The sequence below is a fragment of the Pseudomonas sp. MF6767 genome, from assembly GCF_016405475.1.
GTDB classification, from domain to species: Bacteria; Pseudomonadota; Gammaproteobacteria; order Pseudomonadales; family Pseudomonadaceae; genus Aquipseudomonas; species Aquipseudomonas paracarnis.
Genome location: NZ_JAEKCY010000004.1, coordinates 152886 through 172296, shown reverse-complemented (window position 1 = coordinate 172296; position 19411 = coordinate 152886). Strand labels below are relative to the sequence as shown.

General features: G+C 60.6%; 19 protein-coding genes and 1 pseudogene. 9 read left to right on the top strand and 11 right to left on the bottom strand.

Annotation, left to right across the window (positions count from 1 at the left end; genetic code table 11):
- The first annotated feature begins 226 nt into the window (after positions 1 to 226).
- The 4 genes from glnA to ntrC all read left to right on the top strand — a co-directional run bounded on the left by glnA (position 227) and on the right by ntrC (position 5250).
- Positions 227 to 1633, top strand: coding sequence for a type I glutamate--ammonia ligase (glnA, locus tag JFT58_RS09360; RefSeq protein WP_003187811.1), 1407 nt, complete (start codon positions 227 to 229; stop codon positions 1631 to 1633).
- Between the two features lie 199 nt (positions 1634 to 1832).
- Entirely contained in the window at positions 1833 to 2369 is a 537-nt protein-coding gene (locus tag JFT58_RS09355; protein ID WP_054897543.1) for a chorismate mutase, read from the top strand.
- 362 nt (positions 2370 to 2731) lie between these two features.
- Positions 2732 to 3817 carry a nitrogen regulation protein NR(II) gene (gene glnL, locus JFT58_RS09350; RefSeq protein ID WP_014716523.1) on the top strand — a complete coding sequence of 362 codons (1086 nt, stop codon included), beginning with the start codon at positions 2732 to 2734 and terminating at the stop codon, positions 3815 to 3817.
- Entirely contained in the window at positions 3814 to 5250 is a 1437-nt protein-coding gene (gene ntrC / locus JFT58_RS09345; RefSeq protein WP_003187806.1) for a nitrogen regulation protein NR(I), read from the top strand. The genes glnL and ntrC overlap by 4 nt, the downstream gene beginning before the upstream one ends.
- A gap of 445 nt (positions 5251 to 5695) precedes the next feature.
- Here the strand turns inward: ntrC and JFT58_RS09340 are convergent, their stop codons facing one another.
- On the bottom strand, positions 5696 to 6136 hold the full coding sequence (locus JFT58_RS09340; RefSeq protein ID WP_054897544.1) for a hypothetical protein: 441 nt from the start codon (positions 6134 to 6136) through the stop codon (positions 5696 to 5698).
- Between JFT58_RS09340 and JFT58_RS09335 the strand changes: the two genes are divergently transcribed.
- On the top strand, positions 6135 to 6590 hold the full coding sequence (locus tag JFT58_RS09335) for a tRNA (cytidine(34)-2'-O)-methyltransferase (protein WP_054897545.1): 456 nt from the start codon (positions 6135 to 6137) through the stop codon (positions 6588 to 6590). The two genes, JFT58_RS09340 and JFT58_RS09335, sit on opposite strands and share 2 nt — an antisense overlap.
- A gap of 159 nt (positions 6591 to 6749) precedes the next feature.
- Here the strand turns inward: JFT58_RS09335 and secB are convergent, their stop codons facing one another.
- From secB to JFT58_RS09320, 3 genes are read right to left on the bottom strand one after another with little or no spacing between them, the layout of a single operon-like run.
- Complete coding sequence (gene secB, locus JFT58_RS09330; RefSeq protein WP_054897546.1) at positions 6750 to 7229, bottom strand: protein-export chaperone SecB; 480 nt, start codon at positions 7227 to 7229, stop codon at positions 6750 to 6752.
- 41 nt (positions 7230 to 7270) lie between these two features.
- Complete coding sequence (gene grxC, locus JFT58_RS09325) at positions 7271 to 7525, bottom strand: glutaredoxin 3 (RefSeq protein WP_003171118.1); 255 nt, start codon at positions 7523 to 7525, stop codon at positions 7271 to 7273.
- A gap of 1 nt (position 7526) precedes the next feature.
- Positions 7527 to 7940 carry a rhodanese-like domain-containing protein gene (locus JFT58_RS09320; protein ID WP_032901811.1) on the bottom strand — a complete coding sequence of 138 codons (414 nt, stop codon included), beginning with the start codon at positions 7938 to 7940 and terminating at the stop codon, positions 7527 to 7529.
- Between the two features lie 151 nt (positions 7941 to 8091).
- Between JFT58_RS09320 and gpmI the strand changes: the two genes are divergently transcribed.
- The 4 genes from gpmI (at position 8092) to JFT58_RS09300 (ending at position 13292) form a co-directional block, all read left to right on the top strand.
- Positions 8092 to 9618, top strand: coding sequence for a 2,3-bisphosphoglycerate-independent phosphoglycerate mutase (gene gpmI / locus JFT58_RS09315; RefSeq protein WP_054897547.1), 1527 nt, complete (start codon positions 8092 to 8094; stop codon positions 9616 to 9618).
- Between the two features lie 258 nt (positions 9619 to 9876).
- Complete coding sequence (locus tag JFT58_RS09310; protein ID WP_003187792.1) at positions 9877 to 11172, top strand: murein hydrolase activator EnvC family protein; 1296 nt, start codon at positions 9877 to 9879, stop codon at positions 11170 to 11172.
- Positions 11173 to 11202: 30 nt separating this feature from the next.
- Positions 11203 to 12516 (top strand): S41 family peptidase, encoded by a 1314-nt coding sequence (locus JFT58_RS09305; RefSeq protein WP_034125537.1) that lies wholly within the window; start codon positions 11203 to 11205, stop codon positions 12514 to 12516.
- 2 nt (positions 12517 to 12518) lie between these two features.
- Positions 12519 to 13292, top strand: a complete 774-nt coding sequence (locus JFT58_RS09300) for a divergent polysaccharide deacetylase family protein (RefSeq protein ID WP_054897548.1) — start codon at positions 12519 to 12521, stop codon at positions 13290 to 13292.
- A 110-nt stretch (positions 13293 to 13402) separates the two neighbouring features.
- Here JFT58_RS09300 and JFT58_RS09295 read toward each other — a convergent pair whose 3' ends face one another.
- The 7 genes and pseudogenes from JFT58_RS09295 to JFT58_RS09265 form a co-directional block, all read right to left on the bottom strand.
- Positions 13403 to 14158 (bottom strand): substrate-binding periplasmic protein, encoded by a 756-nt coding sequence (locus tag JFT58_RS09295; protein WP_054897549.1) that lies wholly within the window; start codon positions 14156 to 14158, stop codon positions 13403 to 13405.
- A gap of 66 nt (positions 14159 to 14224) precedes the next feature.
- Complete coding sequence (gene hisF / locus JFT58_RS09290; RefSeq protein ID WP_003187786.1) at positions 14225 to 14995, bottom strand: imidazole glycerol phosphate synthase subunit HisF; 771 nt, start codon at positions 14993 to 14995, stop codon at positions 14225 to 14227.
- Positions 14996 to 15004: 9 nt separating this feature from the next.
- The gene (hisA, locus tag JFT58_RS09285; protein ID WP_054897550.1) at positions 15005 to 15742 is read right to left on the bottom strand and encodes a 1-(5-phosphoribosyl)-5-[(5-phosphoribosylamino)methylideneamino]imidazole-4-carboxamide isomerase; all 738 of its coding nucleotides are present in this window, start codon (positions 15740 to 15742) and stop codon (positions 15005 to 15007) included.
- Positions 15743 to 15781: 39 nt separating this feature from the next.
- Entirely contained in the window at positions 15782 to 16039 is a 258-nt protein-coding gene (locus JFT58_RS09280; RefSeq protein ID WP_032894032.1) for a DUF2164 domain-containing protein, read from the bottom strand.
- A complete protein-coding gene (gene hisH, locus JFT58_RS09275) occupies positions 16040 to 16678 on the bottom strand; it encodes an imidazole glycerol phosphate synthase subunit HisH (protein ID WP_054897551.1) in 639 nt (212 codons plus the stop codon).
- A complete protein-coding gene (hisB, locus tag JFT58_RS09270) occupies positions 16678 to 17274 on the bottom strand; it encodes an imidazoleglycerol-phosphate dehydratase HisB (protein ID WP_003187781.1) in 597 nt (198 codons plus the stop codon). The genes hisH and hisB overlap by 1 nt, the downstream gene beginning before the upstream one ends.
- A 276-nt stretch (positions 17275 to 17550) precedes the next feature.
- Positions 17551 to 19212, bottom strand: a pseudogene (locus JFT58_RS09265) (OFA family MFS transporter).
- Between the last annotated feature and the right edge of the window lie 199 nt (positions 19213 to 19411).

The following is a 19411-nucleotide window of genomic DNA, read 5'->3' as shown; positions in this document are numbered from 1 at the left end:
GTCATTTGCACAAATAAACGCTACATTGCAGTGCGCGATTTATGCCGTTTTTGCCGATTGCACCGTTATAGGGGCCATTTTGAGGCAAAACGGCCATGTTGGCGCACTGGCATGCAATTTGCTCTCTTGTGAGGCAGGTTGCCTTGGCGGAGTATCCGCGCCGGCATCACCCAAATTCTAAGGGCTAACTCCACTACCCCAAGCCCGAAGCCACCCGGAGGACACCATGTCGAAGTCGGTTCAACTCATCAAAGATCATGACGTTAAATGGATTGATCTGCGCTTCACGGACACAAAAGGCACTCAGCACCACGTGACCATGCCGGCTCGCGATGCGCTGGAAGATGACTTCTTCGAAGTCGGCAAGATGTTCGACGGTTCCTCCATCGCAGGCTGGAAAGGCATCGAAGCCTCCGACATGATCCTGCTGCCAGACGACAGCACCGCCGTACTCGACCCATTCACCGAAGAGCCGACCCTGATTCTGGTGTGCGACATCATCGAGCCTTCGACCATGCAAGGCTATGACCGCGACCCACGCGCCATCGCCCACCGTGCCGAGGAATACCTGAAGTCCACCGGTATCGGCGACACCGCATTCTTCGGCCCTGAGCCAGAGTTCTTCATCTTCGACTCGGTGAAGTTCAAATCCGACATCTCCGGCTCCATGTTCAAGATTTTCTCCGAGCAAGGCTCGTGGATGTCCGACCAGGACGTGGAAGGCGGCAACAAAGGCCACCGTCCAGGCGTGAAAGGCGGTTACTTCCCAGTACCACCGTTCGACTTCGACCATGAAATCCGTACTTCCATGTGCAACGCACTGGAAGAAATGGGCCAGACCGTTGAAGTTCACCACCACGAAGTGGCGACTGCCGGCCAGAACGAAATCGGCGTGAAATTCAACACGCTGGTGAAGAAGGCTGACGAAGTTCAAACCCTGAAATACTGCGTGCACAACGTTGCCGATGCCTATGGCCGCACCGCTACCTTCATGCCTAAGCCGCTGTACGGCGATAACGGCTCGGGCATGCACGTTCACGTATCGATTTCCAAAGACGGCAAGAACACCTTCGCCGGCGAAGGCTATGCCGGCCTGTCCGACACCGCTCTGTACTTCATCGGCGGCATCATCAAGCACGGCAAGGCCCTGAACGGCTTCACCAACCCGTCGACCAACTCCTACAAGCGTCTGGTCCCAGGTTTTGAAGCGCCGGTGATGCTGGCCTACTCGGCACGCAACCGCTCCGCCTCGATCCGTATTCCTTACGTCAACAGCCCTAAAGGCCGTCGTATCGAAGCGCGCTTCCCAGACCCGGCTGCCAACCCCTACCTGGCCTTCGCCGCTTTGATGATGGCCGGCCTGGACGGTATCCAGAACAAGATCCACCCTGGCGACGCCGCCGACAAAAACTTGTACGACCTGCCGCCTGAAGAGGCCAAAGAGATCCCACAAGTGTGCGGCAGCCTGAAAGAAGCCCTGGAAGAGCTGGACAAGGGCCGTGCGTTCCTGACCAAAGGCGGCGTTTTCAGCGACGACTTCATCGACGCTTACATCGCCCTGAAAAGCGAAGAAGAAATCAAAGTACGCACCTTCGTACACCCACTGGAATACGAGCTGTACTACAGCTGCTAATCCGGTAGCGCTGCTTGAGGTAGCGTGATGAGAAAGACCTCCTTCGGGAGGTCTTTTTTTTTGCCTGAGATTATTTACGTCCCCCTCCTGTAGGAGCAAGCTTGCTCGCGAAAAACGCAAAGACACCGCATTTTTTCAACATTGGCGCGTTATCGTTAGCGACCTTCGCGAGCAAGCTCGCTCCTACAGAGGATCGCCCTTGAAACATCGACTTGTATTTGCCCTGCTGTTCATCAGTGCCAGTGCGAGCGCAGCGCCGCCTACGCTGGAACCCCTGCTCAACAGCATCGCCGAACGCCTGGAGATTGCCGACCAGGTAGCACTGAGCAAGTGGGACAGCCACAAGCCCGTGGAGGACAAGAGGCGCGAGCAAGAGGTGATCGCCAGCGTCACTGCCCAGGCACCTGGCTACAAGCTGGACCCGGCCGCTGCCGAGCAGTTTTTCGCCGCACAGATCGAAGCCAATAAACTGGTGCAATACACCCACCTGTCCGATTGGCAGTTCCAGGGCAAAGCGCCCGACGACCCGCGCCCGGACCTGGTCCAGCAGATCCGCCCTCGACTGGACGAGCTGCAAAAAAGGCTGCTGCAGCAGCTGGCCGACTTCACCCCCCTGCGCACAGACCCCAAATGCCCCCAATGGCTGGCCGAGGCCGTGCACGAACCGCTGAATGATCCGCTGCGCCAACTGGCGATGATCCGCGCCACCGCCGAGCTTTGCATCTATAAAGATTAAAAGGACTGCAAATCCAATTAAAAATGTGGGAGCTGGCTTGCCTGCGATAGCGGTGTTGAATGCACCACCGCTATCGCAGGCAAGCCAGCTCCACACTGACTGCGATTCGCCTTAAATCTTCAGTTGCTGAACAACCTTCACAAAACCGCACTATATTGGTGCGATAGCCTGCACCCTTCTCAATTGCCCAGCCCATTTTGGTTCGAAACTTCCCGTTGAGGCTGGCAGAACGCCACAGTTTCGCGCCTGAAACCCTTATTTCAGGGCATTAGCGCTTCTTTTCGGAGCCTTGGTTTGGTTTTTGCATTTTCCTTGTATCAGCGTGTGCCTCAAGCCCGCGCCTTGCTCCAAAAGAGGTCCCGATGACCATCAGCGATGCACTGCACCGTTTGTTACTCGACAACCTGACCACCGCGACCATCCTGCTCAATGCCGACCTGCGCCTTGAGTACATGAACCCGGCGGCGGAGATGCTCCTGGCCATCAGCGGCCAGCGCAGCCATGGGCAGTTCATCAGCGAATTGTTCACCGAGTCGGCCGAAGCCTTGAGCTCGTTGCGCCAGGCCGTGGAGCAGGCACACCCGTTCACCAAGCGCGAAGCGATGCTCACCGCGCTCACCGGGCAAACGTTGACCGTCGACTACGCCGTGACCCCGATCCTGAGCAATGGCGCGACCCTGCTGCTGCTCGAAGTCCACCCCCGCGACCGCCTGCTGCGCATCACCAAGGAGGAAGCGCAGCTGTCCAAGCAGGAAACCAGCAAGATGCTGGTGCGCGGCCTCGCCCATGAGATCAAAAACCCGCTGGGCGGTATTCGCGGCGCGGCACAGTTGTTGTCCCGCGAGCTGCCGGACGAGCACCTCAAGGACTACACCAACGTCATCATCGAAGAAGCCGACCGCCTGCGTAACCTGGTGGACCGCATGCTCGGCTCCAACAAGCTGCCGTCCCTGGCAATGACCAACGTGCATGAGGTGCTGGAGCGGGTCTGCCAATTGGTCGAGGCCGAAAGCCAAGGCTGCATCACCTTGGTGCGCGACTACGACCCAAGTATTCCCGACGTGTTGATCGACCGCGAACAGATGATCCAGGCGGTGCTCAACATCGTGCGCAACGCCATGCAGGCCATCAGCAGCCAGAATGAGCTACGCCTGGGCCGCATCAGCCTGCGCACCCGCGCCCTGCGCCAGTTCACCATCGGCCATGTGCGCCACCGCCTGGTGACCAAGGTGGAGATCATCGACAACGGCCCCGGCATTCCTGCGGAGCTGCAGGAAACCATCTTCTTTCCCATGGTCAGCGGCCGCCCGGACGGTACCGGGCTGGGCCTGGCCATCACCCAGAACATCATCAGCCAGCACCAGGGCCTGATCGAATGTGAGAGCCACCCTGGCCACACCACGTTCTCGATCTTCCTGCCATTGGAACAAGGAGCCCCCACGACATGAGCCGTAGTGAAACTGTCTGGATCGTCGATGACGACCGTTCTATCCGCTGGGTCCTCGAGAAAGCCTTGCAACAAGAAGGCATGACCACCCAGAGCTTCGACAGCGCCGATGGGGTGATGAGCCGCCTGGCACGTCAGCAGCCGGACGTGATCATTTCCGATATCCGCATGCCTGGCGCCAGTGGCCTGGACTTGCTGGCGCGCATTCGCGAGCAGCACCCGCGCCTGCCGGTGATCATCATGACCGCCCACTCGGACCTGGACAGCGCTGTCGCGTCCTACCAGGGCGGCGCCTTTGAATACCTGCCCAAGCCATTCGATGTGGATGAAGCGGTGGCGCTGGTCAAGCGCGCCAACCAGCACGCCCAGGAACAACAGAACCAGGAAGCGCCGCCGACCCTGACCCGCACCCCGGAAATCATCGGGGAAGCGCCAGCGATGCAGGAAGTGTTTCGCGCCATCGGGCGCTTGAGCCACTCCAACATCACTGTGCTGATCAACGGCGAATCGGGGACCGGTAAAGAACTGGTGGCCCACGCCCTGCACCGCCACAGTCCACGGGCGGCGTCGCCGTTTATCGCGCTGAACATGGCGGCGATCCCCAAGGATTTGATGGAGTCCGAGCTGTTCGGCCATGAGAAAGGCGCGTTCACCGGCGCAGCCAACCTGCGTCGCGGGCGCTTTGAACAGGCGGACGGCGGCACGCTGTTCCTCGATGAGATCGGCGACATGCCGGCCGATACTCAGACTCGCTTGCTGCGCGTGCTGGCTGACGGCGAGTTCTACCGTGTGGGCGGGCATACGCCGGTGAAGGTGGATGTGCGCATCATCGCGGCCACCCACCAGAACCTGGAAACACTGGTGCATGCGGGTAAATTCCGTGAGGACTTGTTTCACCGCCTCAACGTGATCCGCATCCACATCCCGCGCATGTCGGACCGCCGCGAAGATATCCCTACCCTCGCCCGCCATTTCCTCAGCCGCGCTGCCCTGGAGCTGGCCGTCGAGCCCAAGCTGCTCAAAAGCGAGACCGAGGAATACCTCAAGAATCTGCCGTGGCCCGGCAACGTGCGCCAGCTGGAGAACACCTGCCGCTGGATCACCGTAATGGCCTCCGGGCGCGAAGTGCACATCAGCGACCTGCCGCCGGAGCTGCTGAGCCTGCCTCAGGACTCGGCTCCCGTGACCAACTGGGAACAGGCGCTGCGCCAATGGGCCGACCAGGCCCTGGCACGCGGCCAGTCGAACCTGCTGGACAGCGCCGTGCCGGCGTTCGAGCGGATCATGATCGAGACTGCCCTGAAGCACACTGCCGGCCGTCGTCGCGATGCGGCCGTGCTGCTGGGTTGGGGGCGCAATACCCTGACGCGCAAGATCAAGGAATTGGGGATGAAGGTGGATGGTGGGGATGATGATGAGGGTGATGAGGCCTGAACCCCAAGACCGCTGAAGGCCCAGTGTGGGAGCCGGGCTTGCCCGCGATGACGGTGTGTCAGCCACCCTGTATAGGGCTGACACGCCGTCATCGCAGGCAAGCCAGCTCCCACATTGGTTTTGTGCAATGCCTGCAGACTGTGCACCGCTTCAATGCACGATGAACCGGCATTGAGCACAGACCAGAAAACTCACATATCGCTTTCGCTACAAATTTCTTGGTAGCAGAAACAAACAAAGCCCCGTATTCCGGGGCTTTGCGCTTTTTGGCATTTTTTTCCAGCAGCAATTGCAAGTTTTGGCACGCCCCCTGCAATAACCCCAGTACTACCCAGTTTCGGGGACCTTGGTACAGGCAGGCCGAGAATCCCCTCTTTAACACCGAAGCCTTAGGCTTCACCCCGTTTTGGGAGCCCTGGTACAGGCAGGCCGGGAACTCCCTCTTTTATTGCTCTTGGAGATGGATCTCCAGCCGCCAGCGGCCATCGACCTCTGCACCGCTCCACTCCCCACGCAACGGCCGAGCCGCCACCAGGTTCAGCAGCAGGCCGGCGTCGGTCTTGCGTATGCGCCAATTCACGTCCTTGCCGTTGACCTTGAGCTGCCCGTTGGCAGCCTTGCCCTGGGCGTCAAACAGCAGCGCCACGGTGCCGTCGATATGCTCGCCGTGCAGCTTGGGTTCGTCGTTGAACCACACCACCAAACCATCCGCCGCAGGTTCTACCTGTTGCAGCTCAAGCGGCTCGGGGGTGGTCAAGCGACCGATCATCAAGCCAATCATCAAGCCGACAATCGCCAATGAGCCCAACACCCTCGGCAATAGCTTCGGTCTCGGGTCGTCTTCGGGGGTAGAATGCAGCGCATCTTTGCCTTCGGAGCCGTGCATGTTTCACGTCATCCTTTTTCAACCAGAAATTCCGCCGAATACCGGCAACGTTATCAGGCTGTGCGCCAACAGTGGCTGCCACCTGCATTTGATCGAGCCGTTGGGCTTTGACATGGACGACAAGCGCCTGCGCCGTGCCGGGCTGGACTACCACGAGTACGCCACCCTCAAGCGCCATGCCGACCTCGCCGGTTGCCTGGAGAGCCTGGGCCACCCACGGCTGTTCGCGTTCACCACCAAGGGCTCGCGGCCGTTTCATGATGCCAGCTTTGCCGAGGGCGACGCGTTCCTGTTCGGCCCGGAGAGCCGAGGCCTGCCGGCCGAGGTGCTTGACGCATTGCCCGATGGCCATCGCCTGCGCTTGCCGATGCGTGAAGGCTGCCGCAGCCTGAACCTGTCGAACACCGTAGCCGTTGCCGTCTATGAAGGCTGGCGCCAACTGGGCTTTAAATAACACCGCATAACAAATGTGGGAGCGGGCTTGTGTGGGAGCCGGGCTTGCCCGCGATGCAGGCACCTCGGTGTGTCAGTCACACCGCAGTGATGCTATCGCAGGCAAGCCAGCTCCCACACAAGCCCGCTCCCACATTTTAGAACGGCATCGCTCAGCAAATTACTGAACGGTTGGCGCGCCTTCCTGTTGCATGCGGTGCAGCTCTTGGGCGTACAGGGCATCGAAGTTCACCGGAGCCAGCATCAGGGCCGGGAACGAACCACGGGTGACCAGGCTGTCCAGGGTCTCACGGGCATACGGGAACAGGATGTTCGGGCAGAACGCACCCAGGGTGTGGCTCATGGACGCTTCGTCCAGGCCCTGGATCAGGAAGATACCGGCCTGTTGCACTTCAGCGATGAAAGCGACTTCTTCACCATTCTTGACGGTGACCGACAGGGTCAGCACGACTTCGTGGAAGTCACCTTCCAGGGATTTCTGACGGGTGTTCAGGTCCAGCGCAACGCTTGGGGTCCACTCCTGACGGAAGATGGCCGGGCTTTTCGGCGCTTCGAAGGACAGGTCACGCACGTAGATCCGCTGCAGCGAGAACTGTGGGCCTTGAGCTTCTGCTGCTTCGGTGTTCTGTTGATCAGTCATCGCAGATCCTTCTTTATCTTGGGTTCTTGAGGGTTTAGGCGTCAGGCGGACAGCAGCGCATCAAGTTTACCGGCGCGCTCCAGAGCGAACAGGTCGTCGCAACCACCGATATGCCGGGTGCCGATCCAGATCTGCGGGACCGACGTGCGGCCAGCCTTCTGGGCCATTTCGGCGCGCACCTGGGGCTTGCCATCGACCTTGATCTCTTCAAAGGCAACACCCTTTTTCTCAAGCAAGGCCTTGGCCCGCATGCAGTAAGGGCACCAATCGCTGGAATACACGACAACCTGGCTCATATCACTTCACCAACGGCAGGTTATCGCCACGCCAACTGCTGATACCACCCGACAGCTTGGCGGCGGTGAAGCCGGACTTGAGCATCTCACGGGCGTGGGTGCCGGAGTGCTGGCCCTGGGCATCGACCAGGATGATGGTCTTGGCCTTGTGCTTTTCCAGTTCGCCCAGACGCGCAATCAGCTTGTCCTGGGGAATGTTCAGGGCGCCAACGATATGGCCGGCGGCATAATCCTTGGCCGGGCGAATATCGACGACGACGGCCTCATCCTTGTTGACCAGCGCGGTCAGCTCCGACGTGCTCAGGCTGCGACCACCGCGGCTCAGTTCGTGAGCGATCAGCAGCGCCAGCAGGATGACGAAGGCGCCCACAAGCAGGTAGTGGGCAGTGGCAAATGCAATCAGGTGATCAACCATCAAGGAGGTTCCAGGGCGTTAAAATGGCGGTAAGTATACACAGCCGCCAGGGGGGGCCAACCCCCGTAAAGCGGTGACGTGGTTGGAACTTCGCTTTAAACTGCCACTCCCTTTTCAATTGTCTTCCTTTATTAGCGCCGCGAGAGGATCTATGACTACCACGCCTAAACCTTTGGTCCTGATAATTCTCGATGGCTTCGGACACAGTGAAAGCCACCACGACAACGCGGTGTACTCGGCCAACAAGCCGGTACTGGACCGCCTGACCGCCACCGTGCCCAACGGCCTGATCTCAGGTTCCGGCATGGACGTGGGCCTGCCGGACGGCCAGATGGGCAACTCGGAAGTCGGCCACATGAACCTAGGTGCCGGACGAGTGGTGTACCAGGACTTCACTCGTGTCACCAAGGCGATCCGCGATGGCGAGTTCTTCGAGAACCCGACCATCTGCGCGGCGGTCGATAAAGCCGTTGCCGCCGGCAAGGCCGTGCACTTCATGGGCCTGTTGTCGGACGGCGGCGTACACAGCCATCAGGATCACTTGGTCGCCATGGCCGAACTGGCGTTCAAGCGCGGCGCTGACAAAATCTATCTGCACGCCTTCCTCGACGGCCGCGACACGCCACCTAAAAGCGCGCAATCCTCCATCGAACTGCTGGATACCACCTTCGCCGCCCTGGGCAAGGGCCGTATCGCCAGCCTGGTGGGCCGTTACTTCGCCATGGACCGCGACAACCGCTGGGACCGTGTCGCCCAGGCCTACAACCTGATCGTCGACGGCCAGGCCGAATTCAACGCGGCCACCGCCCAGGAAGGTCTGGAAGCGGCCTACGCCCGCGGTGAAAGCGATGAATTCGTCAAAGCCACCACCATCGGCGAGCCGGTGAAAGTCGAAGACGGCGACGCCGTGGTGTTCATGAACTTCCGCGCCGACCGCGCCCGTGAACTGAGCCATGTGTTCGTCGATGAAGGCTTCAAGGACTTCGAACGCGCGCGCCAGCCGAAGGTCGAGTTCGTCATGCTCACCCAATACGCCGCCAACATCCCGGCCCCGTCGGCGTTCGCCCCGGGCAGCCTGGAGAACGTGCTGGGCGACTACCTGGCCAAGAACGGCAAGACCCAACTGCGCATCGCCGAAACCGAGAAATACGCCCACGTGACGTTCTTCTTCTCCGGTGGCCGCGAGGAGCCGTTCCCCGGCGAAGAGCGCATCCTGATCCCGTCGCCAAAAGTCGCTACCTACGACTTGCAGCCGGAAATGAGCGCACCGGAAGTCACCGACAAGATCGTCGACGCCATTGATCACCAGCGTTATGACGTGATCGTCGTCAACTACGCCAACGGCGACATGGTTGGCCACAGCGGCAACCTGGAAGCGGCGGTCAAGGCCGTGGAATGCCTGGATAAATGTGTTGGCCGCATCGTCGACGCGCTGGAAAAAGTCGGCGGCGAAGCGCTGATCACCGCCGACCACGGCAACTGCGAACAGATGTCCGACGAATCCACCGGCCAGGCGCACACCGCGCACACCACCGAACCGGTACCGTTCATCTATGTCGGCAAACGTGACCTGAAAGTGCGTGAAGGTGGCGTGCTGGCGGATGTGGCGCCGACCATGCTCAAGCTGATGGGGCTGGAGCAGCCGAAGGAGATGACCGGGACCTCGATCCTGGTCTGATCCAAAGTACGCCACAAAACAGTGTGGGAGCGGGCTTGCCCGCGATAGCGGCTAATCAGTCGACATCTATGTCGCTGACCCACCGCAATCGCGGGCAAGCCCGCTCCCACATTGGTTTGCGGCGCTTTGAGAGATATCTTTTTGCCATACCAGCACCACTCGGCACCTATCTTGCCCACCAGCCCCAATTGGGCGTTTTTTTTGCAGCGCTTGGCGGGCATACTAGGCCGTCCTTTTCCCCTGGTGTCGCCCGCCTCTATGCTTCGCGCCTTGATAACCCTTGCTCTTGTCTGCCTGCTCCAACCGGCGTTTGCCGATGAGCGCGCACAAACCCAACAACAGTTGGACGCTACGCGTCAGGACATTACCGAGCTGAAAAAGCTGCTCGGCAAGCTCCAGGAAGAAAAATCCGGGGTGCAGAAAGACCTGCGCGGCACGGAAACCGAAATGGGCAAGCTGGAGAAGCAGGTCCAGGAGCTACAAAAAGAACTAAAGAAGAGCGAGTCGGAACTGGAGCGACTCGACGCTGAGAAAAAAAAACTCCAGAGCGCACGCGTTGAACAGCAACGCCTGATCGCGATCCAGGCCCGTGCCGCGTACCAGAGCGGCCGCCAGGAGTACCTCAAGCTGCTGCTCAACCAGCAGAACCCGGAAAAATTCGCCCGTACCCTCACCTATTACGACTACCTGAGCCAGGCGCGCCTGGCGCAATTGAAGGGGTTTAACGAAACCCTGCGCCAATTGGCCAATGTCGAACAGGAAATCGCCGACCAGCAATCGCAGCTGCTCGACCAGAAAACTGCCCTCGACACCCAGCGCGACCAGCTCGATAAAGTACGCAAGGAACGCCAGCAGGCCCTGGCCAAGCTCAACAGCGACGTAAAAGCCCGCGACGCCAAGTTGCAGGCCCGCGAGCAAGACCAGGCCGACCTGGCCAAAGTCCTCAAGACCATTGAAGAAACCCTGGCCCGCCAGGCACGCGAGGCCGAAGAAGCGCGGCAAAAAGCGCTGATCGCCCAGCAGGAAGCCGAAAAAAAGCGTCAGCGTGAGGCCGAACTGGCTGCCACCACCGACGCTCCGGCCCCGCGCAAACCGGCGCGTGCAGCGCCTGGCCCGTTGGTTTCCAGCAGCGGCGAGTCGTTCGGCGGCCCTTTTGCTTCAGCACGAGGCAAACTTCCATGGCCGGTTGATGGTCGATTACTGGCACGCTTTGGGGAAACCCGTGGCGATGACACCCGCGCCAAGTGGGATGGCGTGATGATCAGCGCCTCTGCCGGCAGCCAGGTCCACGCGGTGCACGGTGGGCGCGTGGTGTTCGCCGATTGGTTGCGGGGCGCCGGCTTGCTGGTGATTCTTGACCACGGTAATGGCTATTTGAGCCTTTACGGCCACAATCAGACACTACTCAAGTCGGCAGGTGATGTTGTAAAAGCCGGTGAATCCATCTCCACTGTCGGTAACAGTGGCGGCCAGGACACCCCGGCGCTGTACTTCGCTATTCGTCAGCAGGGCCGCCCGAGCGACCCTGCACAATGGTGCCGGTCCCAAGGATAGGGTCGCATCTACATTAGGAGTTCGTTCGACATGCTGCATTTGTCCCGCCTCACTTCGCTGGCCCTGACGATCGCCCTGGTGATCGGCGCGCCTCTGGCTTTTGCCGACCAGGCCGCACCGGCTGCACCTGCCATGGCTGCGACGACCAAGGCGCCATTGCCGCTGGACGAGCTGCGCACCTTTGCCGAGGTCATGGACCGGATCAAGGCAGCGTATGTCGAACCCGTAGACGACAAGGCCCTGCTGGAAAATGCCATCAAGGGCATGCTCAGCAACCTCGACCCGCACTCCGCTTACCTGGGCCCGGAAGATTTCGCCGAGCTGCAGGAAAGCACCAGCGGTGAGTTCGGCGGCCTGGGCATCGAAGTGGGCTCCGAAGACGGCCAGATAAAAGTGGTCTCGCCTATCGACGACACCCCGGCGTCCAAGGCCGGCATCCAGGCCGGCGACCTGATCGTGAAGATCAACGGCCAGCCGACCCGTGGCCAGACCATGACCGAAGCCGTCGACAAGATGCGCGGCAAGCTCGGCCAGAAGATCACCCTGACCCTGGTACGCGACGGCGGCAACCCGTTTGACGTGACCCTGGCCCGTGCGACCATCACGGTCAAGAGCGTGAAAAGCCAGCTGCTGGAGTCGGGCTACGGCTATATCCGTATCACCCAGTTCCAGGTCAAGACCGGCGACGAAGTGGCCAAGGCACTGGCCAAGCTGCGCAAAGACAACGGCAAGAAGCTCAACGGCATCGTGCTTGACCTGCGCAACAACCCAGGCGGCGTGTTGCAGTCGGCGGTCGAGGTGGTCGACCACTTCGTCACCAAGGGCCTGATCGTCTACACCAAGGGCCGTATCGCCAACTCCGAGTTGCGCTTCTCGGCCACCGGCAACGACCTCAGCGAGAACGTGCCACTGGCGGTATTGATCAACGGCGGCAGCGCCTCGGCCTCGGAAATCGTCGCCGGCGCCCTGCAAGACCTCAAGCGCGGTGTGCTGATGGGCACCACCAGCTTCGGCAAAGGCTCGGTGCAGACCGTATTGCCGCTGAACAACGACCGTGCACTGAAGATCACCACGGCGCTGTATTACACGCCGAACGGCCGCTCGATCCAGGCCCAGGGCATTGTGCCGGACATCGAAGTACGCCGCGCCAAGATCACCAACGAGATCGATGGCGAATACTACAAAGAGGCCGACCTGCAAGGCCATCTGGGCAATGGCAACGGCGGTGCCGACCAGCCAACCGGCAGCCGCGCCAAGGCCAAGCCGATGCCGCAGGACGATGACTACCAACTGGCCCAGGCGCTCAGCCTGCTCAAGGGCTTGAGCATCACCCGCAGCCGTTGATCATGCGTCTTGCCCTGATCTTCGCTGTGCTGTGCAGCCTGGCGGGGGTCGCTCAAGCGGCCACTGCCAGCGAACCGCACAAAGCCTACCTGACGCTTATCATCGACGACCTGGGGCAAAACCTGCCTCGGGATCGTCGCGTGCTTGCGCTACCCGGCCCGGTGACCGCCGCCATCATGCCGGACACGCCCCACGCCGCCGAATTTGCCCGTGAGGCCCACAAGGCTGGCAAGATCGTGATCCTGCACATGCCCATGGACCCGGCCACCGGCCCATTCGCCTGGCACCCGGAGCTGTCCATCGAAGAACTGGGCAAACGCCTGGACGCGGCATTTGAAGCCGTGCCCTACACCGCCGGCATCAACAACCACATGGGCAGCCGCATGACCGCACAACCGGCAGCGATGGCCTGGCTGATGGGTGAGTTGCAACGGCGTCACAAGTTCTTCGTCGACAGCCGCACCAGTGCGCAAACCGTCGCCGCCGCCGAGGCGCAGAAGATCGGTTTGGCCCATGTGTCGCGGGATGTATTTCTCGATGACGAACGCACCGAGGCGGCGATTACCACGCAACTGCAGACCGCGATCAAACTGGCGCATAAACAGGGTTCGGCAGTCATGATCGGGCATCCTTACCCACAGACGCTGGCGGTGCTGGAGCGCGAGTTGCCCAAGCTTAAGGCGCAGGGCGTGGAGTGGATCGATATCAAGTTGATGATCAGCGTGCGCAGTAATCGGGCGATGAGTGCCCACGGCAAAAACGGCATCTATCGCTGACAATCACTGTGGCGAGGGAGCTTGCTCCCGCTGGAGTGCGAAGCGCTCCCACGATTTCAGGGCCGCTATGCAGCCCAGCGGGAGCAAGCTCCCTCGCCACAACAGCTCACTTACAGATATTGCGCCATGATTTCGTCTATACGGCCGCTGTTGCGTAACTCATCCAATGCGGCCTGGAGCCTGGCCACCAGCTCATCCGGCACGTCTTTGTTCAACGCCAGGTAAAGCTGCGCACTGTTGAAGCGCAATACCGTCTTGAGCCCGTTCACCCCCACCTGCCGCGCCAGGTAACGCCCAGCGGGGTCGCCTGTGGCCCACAGGTCGATCTGGCCTTCCATAAGCTTTTGCGCATTATCCTGGTCACGCAGGGCGACTATCGGCTTGAGCCCCTGCTTGTCCAGGCTTTCGGCAATGGCATCGCCTTTGTAGGCGCCAATCTTGTAGCGGCGCGCTTGCTCCAGATTTTCCAACTCGATCTTGCTGTCTGCCTTGGCCAGCAACACCCAATCGTCCGGGCCGATAGGGCCGACCCATTTGAACAAGGCTTCACGATCTGGCAACCGCGCCATTACAAACACGCCGTAACCTGGCTGTTCCAGGGCGAGCTTGTAGATTCGCTCCCAAGGAAAACGCAGAGTGAGGTTGTAGGAAATGCCAGCGCGCTTGAAGGTTTCGCGCACGATGTCCACGGCAATGCCTTCGATGTTCTCGTCCTTGGCGAAGTTCTTGCCGTTTTTCGCCATGTTGTAGGGCGGGAAATTTTCCGTCAGCAACACCAGGGAGGCGTCAGACGGTTGTTCGGCGTGTGCCGTAGCCACCATGAACATGGAGGAACTGGCGAGGGCGAGCAGCAGGTGTTTGAACATGAAGGCTACCGGAATCCATGGCAAGCGCAGAGAGTGCCGCGAGCCTGCCATGGTGTCCAGCAGCGTTTAGCGCACGACGATACCGCGCGCTGCCATGTAGGCCTTGGCCTCGGGCACGGTGTATTCGCCAAAGTGGAAAATACTCGCCGCCAGCACCGCGCTGGCATGGCCTTCGAGCACGCCATCGGCCAGGTGTTGCAGGTTGCCAACCCCACCCGAAGCGATCACCGGGATGCCCAGTGCATCGCTGATGGCGCGGGTGACGCCCAGGTCGAAGCCGTTTTTCATGCCGTCCTGGTCCATGCTGGTCAGCAGGATTTCACCGGCGCCCAGGCCTTCCATCTTCATCGCCCACTCCACCGCGTCCAGCCCGGTAGGCTTGCGCCCGCCGTGGGTGAAGATCTCCCAGCGCGGGGTTTCGCCCGGGCCGGAGACCTTCTTGGCGTCGATAGCCACCACGATGCATTGCGAACCGAAGTGCTGCGCGGCTTCGCCGACAAACTCGGGGTTGAACACCGCAGCGGTGTTGATCGAGACCTTGTCCGCACCGGCATTGAGCAGGTTGCGGATGTCTTGCACTGTGCGCACGCCGCCACCCACGGTCAGCGGGATAAACACCTGGCTGGCCATGCGCTCGACGGTATGCAGCGTGGTATCGCGGCCATCGACGCTGGCGGTGATGTCGAGAAAGGTAATCTCGTCGGCACCTTGCTCATCGTAGCGACGGGCAATTTCCACCGGGTCGCCGGCGTCACGGATGTTCTCGAACTTGACGCCCTTGACCACGCGACCGTTGTCGACGTCCAGGCAAGGGATGATGCGTTTGGCCAGCGCCATGGTCAGTCCTCAGCCGTTGTAGGCGTCGCAGTAAGCCTGGGCTTCGGCGACGTCCAGAGTGCCTTCATAGATCGCACGGCCGGTGATGGCGCCGATGATCCCAGGCGCCTTGGCGTCCAGCAGCGACTTGATGTCGCCCAGGTTGTGGATGCCGCCGGAAGCGATCACCGGAATCTTGGTGGCCGCTGCCAGGGCTGCGGTGAAAGGTACGTTGCAGCCCTGCATCATGCCGTCTTTGGCGATGTCGGTATAAACGATGGCGGACACGCCATCGGCTTCGAACTGCTTGGCCAGGTCGATCACTTGCACGGTGCTGATTTCAGCCCAGCCGTCGGTGGCGACGAAGCCGTCCTTGGCATCCAGGCCGACGATCACCTTGCCAGGGAACGCGCGGCAGGCTTCGGCGACGAAGGCTGGGTCTTTCAAGGCCTTGGTGCCGATGATCACGTAGCTCACGCCCGCTTTCACGTAGTGCTCGATGGTTTCCAGGGAGCGGATACCGCCGCCGATCTGGATCGGCAGGGTCGGGTAGCGCTTGGCGATGGCGGTGACCACCTCGCCATTGACCGGCTGGCCTTCGAAGGCGCCGTTCAGGTCCACCAGATGCAGACGACGGCAGCCCCCTTCTACCCATTTGGCAGCCATGCTCACCGGGTCATCGGAGAACACGGTGGAATCTTCCATGCGGCCTTGGCGCAGGCGGACACAAGCGCCGTCCTTGAGATCGATAGCGGGGATAATCAGCATCTGGCAAACCTTATTCGATATTCAGCAATGCTTGGGAAATCAGGGTTTCTCAAGCGACCACAAGTCGCTTTCGATGCTTTCGAACCTTTCTTTAAGGAGCGTCTGCGTGTCGAAAATCGCCCTGTTGTAATAATGCGGCGCCACTTCGGTGGTGAACAGCTCAAGAATTTCGGCGACCTCGAACGAGCCCAGCTTGAGCTCGAAGCGGTCTTCCATGAACCGCTTGATCTTGTCGGTAGCCTCACGCTCCTGCTCGGGCGCGAGGTTCAAGATCGGCGGCTTCGGCTTCCTGGCCATTTACCAGCGACCATCCCACGCGGCGAAATTCTGCAGCAATTGCAGGCCATGGGTATGGCTTTTCTCCGGGTGAAACTGCACGGCAAAGCGCGAACCATCGGCCAGTGCGGCGGCAAAATCGACGCCGTAATGCCCGCCACCCACCACCTGGCGCGGGTTACCGGCGGCGATGTAGTAGCTGTGCACGAAGTAGAAACGCGCCATGTCCGGGATGTCGTGCCACAGCGGGTGGTCGACGGTGCGGCGCACTTCGTTCCAGCCCATGTGCGGGACTTTGAGGTGCTCGCCATCTTCATGCAGGTCTTTGCCGAAGAACTTCACCTGCCCTGGAAACAGGCCAATGCAGTCGACACCGCCGTTCTCTTCACTGCTGTCGAGCAAGGCTTGCATGCCCACGCAGATACCGAGGAAGGGGCGGTCCTGGCTGACTTCGCGCACCAGGCTATCAAAGCCCAGGCGACGGATCTCGGCCATGCAATCGCGAATCGCGCCGACGCCGGGGAACACCACACGGTCGGCTTCGCGAATCACGTTGGCATCGCTGGTGATCAGCACCTTGCCGGCGCCTACATGCTCAAGGGCCTTGGCCACCGAGTGCAGGTTACCCATGCCGTAATCGATAACCGCGACCGTCTGCATTACAGGACGCCCTTGGTCGACGGCATTTGCCCGCCCATGCGCTCATCGACTTCCACGGCCATGCGCAGTGCGCGGCCGAAAGCCTTGAACACGGTTTCGATCTGGTGGTGAGTGTTGGTGCCGCGCAGGTTGTCGATGTGCAGGCTGACCAGTGCGTGGTTGACAAAGCCCTGGAAGAATTCCTGGAACAGGTCGACGTCAAAGCCACGGCCCACGTTAGCGCGGGTGTACGGCACGTGCATCTGCAAACCCGGGCGACCGGAGAAGTCGATGACCACACGGGACAGCGCTTCATCCAACGGGACATAGGCATGGCCGTAGCGACGGATGCCTTTTTTGTCGCCGATGGCCTTGGCAAACGCCTGGCCGAGGGTGATGCCCACGTCTTCCACCATGTGGTGGTCGTCGATATGCAGGTCGCCTTTGCCGACGATATCCAGGTCGATCAGCCCGTGACGGGCGATCTGGTCCAGCATGTGCTCAAGAAAAGGTACACCGATATCAAATCGGGCCTTTCCGGTGCCATCCAGGTTGATCGAGGCTTTGATCTGGGTTTCCAGAGTGTCGCGCTCGACAGATGCCTTACGTTCGGCCATCACCAGCTCCGCAAAATCATTGGGCGAAAAAGGCAGCCATTATAGGGGCGCAGGCGCTAAACAGAAACAACGAAGGGGATAAGACTGACGAGTTGGAGCGAGGAATGTCGGGGATAGACATGTGCATACATGTGAGCATGGGCTTATGTGGGAGCTGGCTTGCCTGCGATACAGGCACCTCGGTGTACCAGTTGCCCCGCAGTGATGCTATCGCAGGCAAGCCAGCTCCCACACAAGCCCGGCCCCACAGGAGCCGGGCCCACCCTTATTGCGGTGTCAGTGGAACAGTACCGCCGTCTTCTGCAGGGTCACCCACACACCCCACGCCAACGGAATACCCACTACCAGCCACGCAGCAATCGCCAGCGGCTTGCTGGCGGCGGAGGCCTTCCATTCCAGCACAGTGCTCGCATCAGCACCTTTGTCATGGCCCAGCGCCTGTTCGGCGGCAAGTTCCGCGTCGGTCATGAAGTACTTGTCGGCCACCGGGCGCACCAGCAGGTTGCAGATGAAGCCCAGCACCAGCAGGCCGGCGAGGATGTACAAGGTGATGTCGTAGGCCGCGGCGCGTTCAACGCCGATGCTCAACTGGTATTCACGCAGGTAGTTCACCAGCACCGGGCCCAATACGCCCGCAGCGGCCCAGGCGGTCAACAGGCGACCGTGGATCGCGCCAACCATCTGAGTGCCGAACAAGTCCGCCAGGTAGGCCGGAACCGTGGCAAAACCACCGCCGTACATCGACAGAATGATGCAGAACGCGGCCACGAACAGCGCCACGTTACCCAGGTGCCCCAGGTTCGGGATCAGCGCGTACAGGGCAAAGCCCAGGGCGAAGAACACAAAATAGGTGTTTTTACGCCCCAGGTAGTCGGAGAACGACGCCCAGAAGAACCGGCCACCGATGTTGAACAGGCTCAACAGGCCGGTAAAACCAGCGGCAATGGCTGCAATGGAGGCCAACTGGCCCGCATCCAATTGACCAAATGGCACATCAACACCCAGCAACTTGCCGCCGAACACTTCCTGCAGCAGTGGCGAAGCCATGCCCAGGATGCCGATACCGGCCGACACGTTCAGGCACAGCACCAGCCATACCAGGCGGAACTGCGGGGTTTTCCACGCGACATTCACATGCACATGGCGGTGAGTGATCATCGCATTGCTGGCTTTTTTCGCCGGAGCAGTCCAACCCTCAGGCTTCCAGCCGGTTGGCGGCACGCGATACAGCAGTGCGCCACCGATCATGAACACGAAGTAAATCGCCGCCATGACCACAAAGCTCTGCCATACACCGACGCTGGTCGGTGAAGAGAAATGGCCCATCAGCGCCGCGGCCAAAGGTGCACCCACCATCGCGCCGCCGCCAAAGCCCATGATCGCCATGCCGGTCGCCATGCCGCGTTTGTCCGGGAACCACTTGATCAAGGTCGAAACGGGCGAGATATAGCCCAGGCCCAGGCCAATACCGCCAATGACCCCGGAGCCGATCCACATCAGCCAGATCTGGTGGGTATAGATACCCAAGGCGGAGATCAGCAGGCCACCACACCAGCACAGCGCCGAGACAACACCAGCCTTACGCGGCCCGGCGTGTTCCAGCCAGCCGCCCCAGATTGCTGCGGAGCAGCCCAGGAAGATGAAGAACAGGGTATAGATCCAGCCCAGCATGGAGATGGGCCAGTCGCATTGGGACGAAAAGACTTGGGCGATAAAGCTCATGTCCGGCGCGCAGGCCACAGGTGCGGTGATGCCCAGCGCCTTGGACAAGGGCAGCCAGAACACCGAGAAGCCGTAGGCCATGCCGATGCACAAGTGGATGGCCAGTGCGGCCGGTGGAACCAGTCAGCGGTTGAAGCCCGGCTTGGCGATGATGCGCTCCTTGGACAGGAACGCAGGCTGTGCGGCGGCATTGCCGGCCACAGTGCTAGTGCTCATTGGTGTTTCCCCCAGTTATTGGTATGCGTCCGTCAGGCGCTCTCTCCCTCGGCCTTGCACGCAAAGCGTGGCCGTTTTGTTGAGTGAAGCTCCCTTTTAGGCGCGACGTTAAGTCGCAGAAGGCGGACGAACGTGCAGAGATTAGCACCAGTGGATGATGGAAAAATCAAACTGCCACTACCTTTTTTCGATTATCTGT

Coding starts and splice junctions, on each gene's coding strand:
- glnA (WP_003187811.1), top strand. CDS start 227: ATGTCGAAGTCGGTTCAACTCATCAAAGATCATGACGTTAAATGGATT.
- glnL (WP_014716523.1), top strand. CDS start 2,732: ATGACCATCAGCGATGCACTGCACCGTTTGTTACTCGACAACCTGACC.
- ntrC (WP_003187806.1), top strand. CDS start 3,814: ATGAGCCGTAGTGAAACTGTCTGGATCGTCGATGACGACCGTTCTATC.
- JFT58_RS09335 (WP_054897545.1), top strand. CDS start 6,135: ATGTTTCACGTCATCCTTTTTCAACCAGAAATTCCGCCGAATACCGGC.
- JFT58_RS09340 (WP_054897544.1), bottom strand. CDS start 6,136: ATGCACGGCTCCGAAGGCAAAGATGCGCTGCATTCTACCCCCGAAGAC.
- secB (WP_054897546.1), bottom strand. CDS start 7,229: ATGACTGATCAACAGAACACCGAAGCAGCAGAAGCTCAAGGCCCACAG.
- grxC (WP_003171118.1), bottom strand. CDS start 7,525: ATGAGCCAGGTTGTCGTGTATTCCAGCGATTGGTGCCCTTACTGCATG.
- JFT58_RS09320 (WP_032901811.1), bottom strand. CDS start 7,940: ATGGTTGATCACCTGATTGCATTTGCCACTGCCCACTACCTGCTTGTG.
- gpmI (WP_054897547.1), top strand. CDS start 8,092: ATGACTACCACGCCTAAACCTTTGGTCCTGATAATTCTCGATGGCTTC.
- JFT58_RS09310 (WP_003187792.1), top strand. CDS start 9,877: ATGCTTCGCGCCTTGATAACCCTTGCTCTTGTCTGCCTGCTCCAACCG.
- JFT58_RS09305 (WP_034125537.1), top strand. CDS start 11,203: ATGCTGCATTTGTCCCGCCTCACTTCGCTGGCCCTGACGATCGCCCTG.
- JFT58_RS09300 (WP_054897548.1), top strand. CDS start 12,519: ATGCGTCTTGCCCTGATCTTCGCTGTGCTGTGCAGCCTGGCGGGGGTC.
- JFT58_RS09295 (WP_054897549.1), bottom strand. CDS start 14,158: ATGTTCAAACACCTGCTGCTCGCCCTCGCCAGTTCCTCCATGTTCATG.
- hisF (WP_003187786.1), bottom strand. CDS start 14,995: ATGGCGCTGGCCAAACGCATCATCCCTTGCCTGGACGTCGACAACGGT.
- hisA (WP_054897550.1), bottom strand. CDS start 15,742: ATGCTGATTATCCCCGCTATCGATCTCAAGGACGGCGCTTGTGTCCGC.
- JFT58_RS09280 (WP_032894032.1), bottom strand. CDS start 16,039: ATGGCCAGGAAGCCGAAGCCGCCGATCTTGAACCTCGCGCCCGAGCAG.
- hisH (WP_054897551.1), bottom strand. CDS start 16,678: ATGCAGACGGTCGCGGTTATCGATTACGGCATGGGTAACCTGCACTCG.
- hisB (WP_003187781.1), bottom strand. CDS start 17,274: ATGGCCGAACGTAAGGCATCTGTCGAGCGCGACACTCTGGAAACCCAG.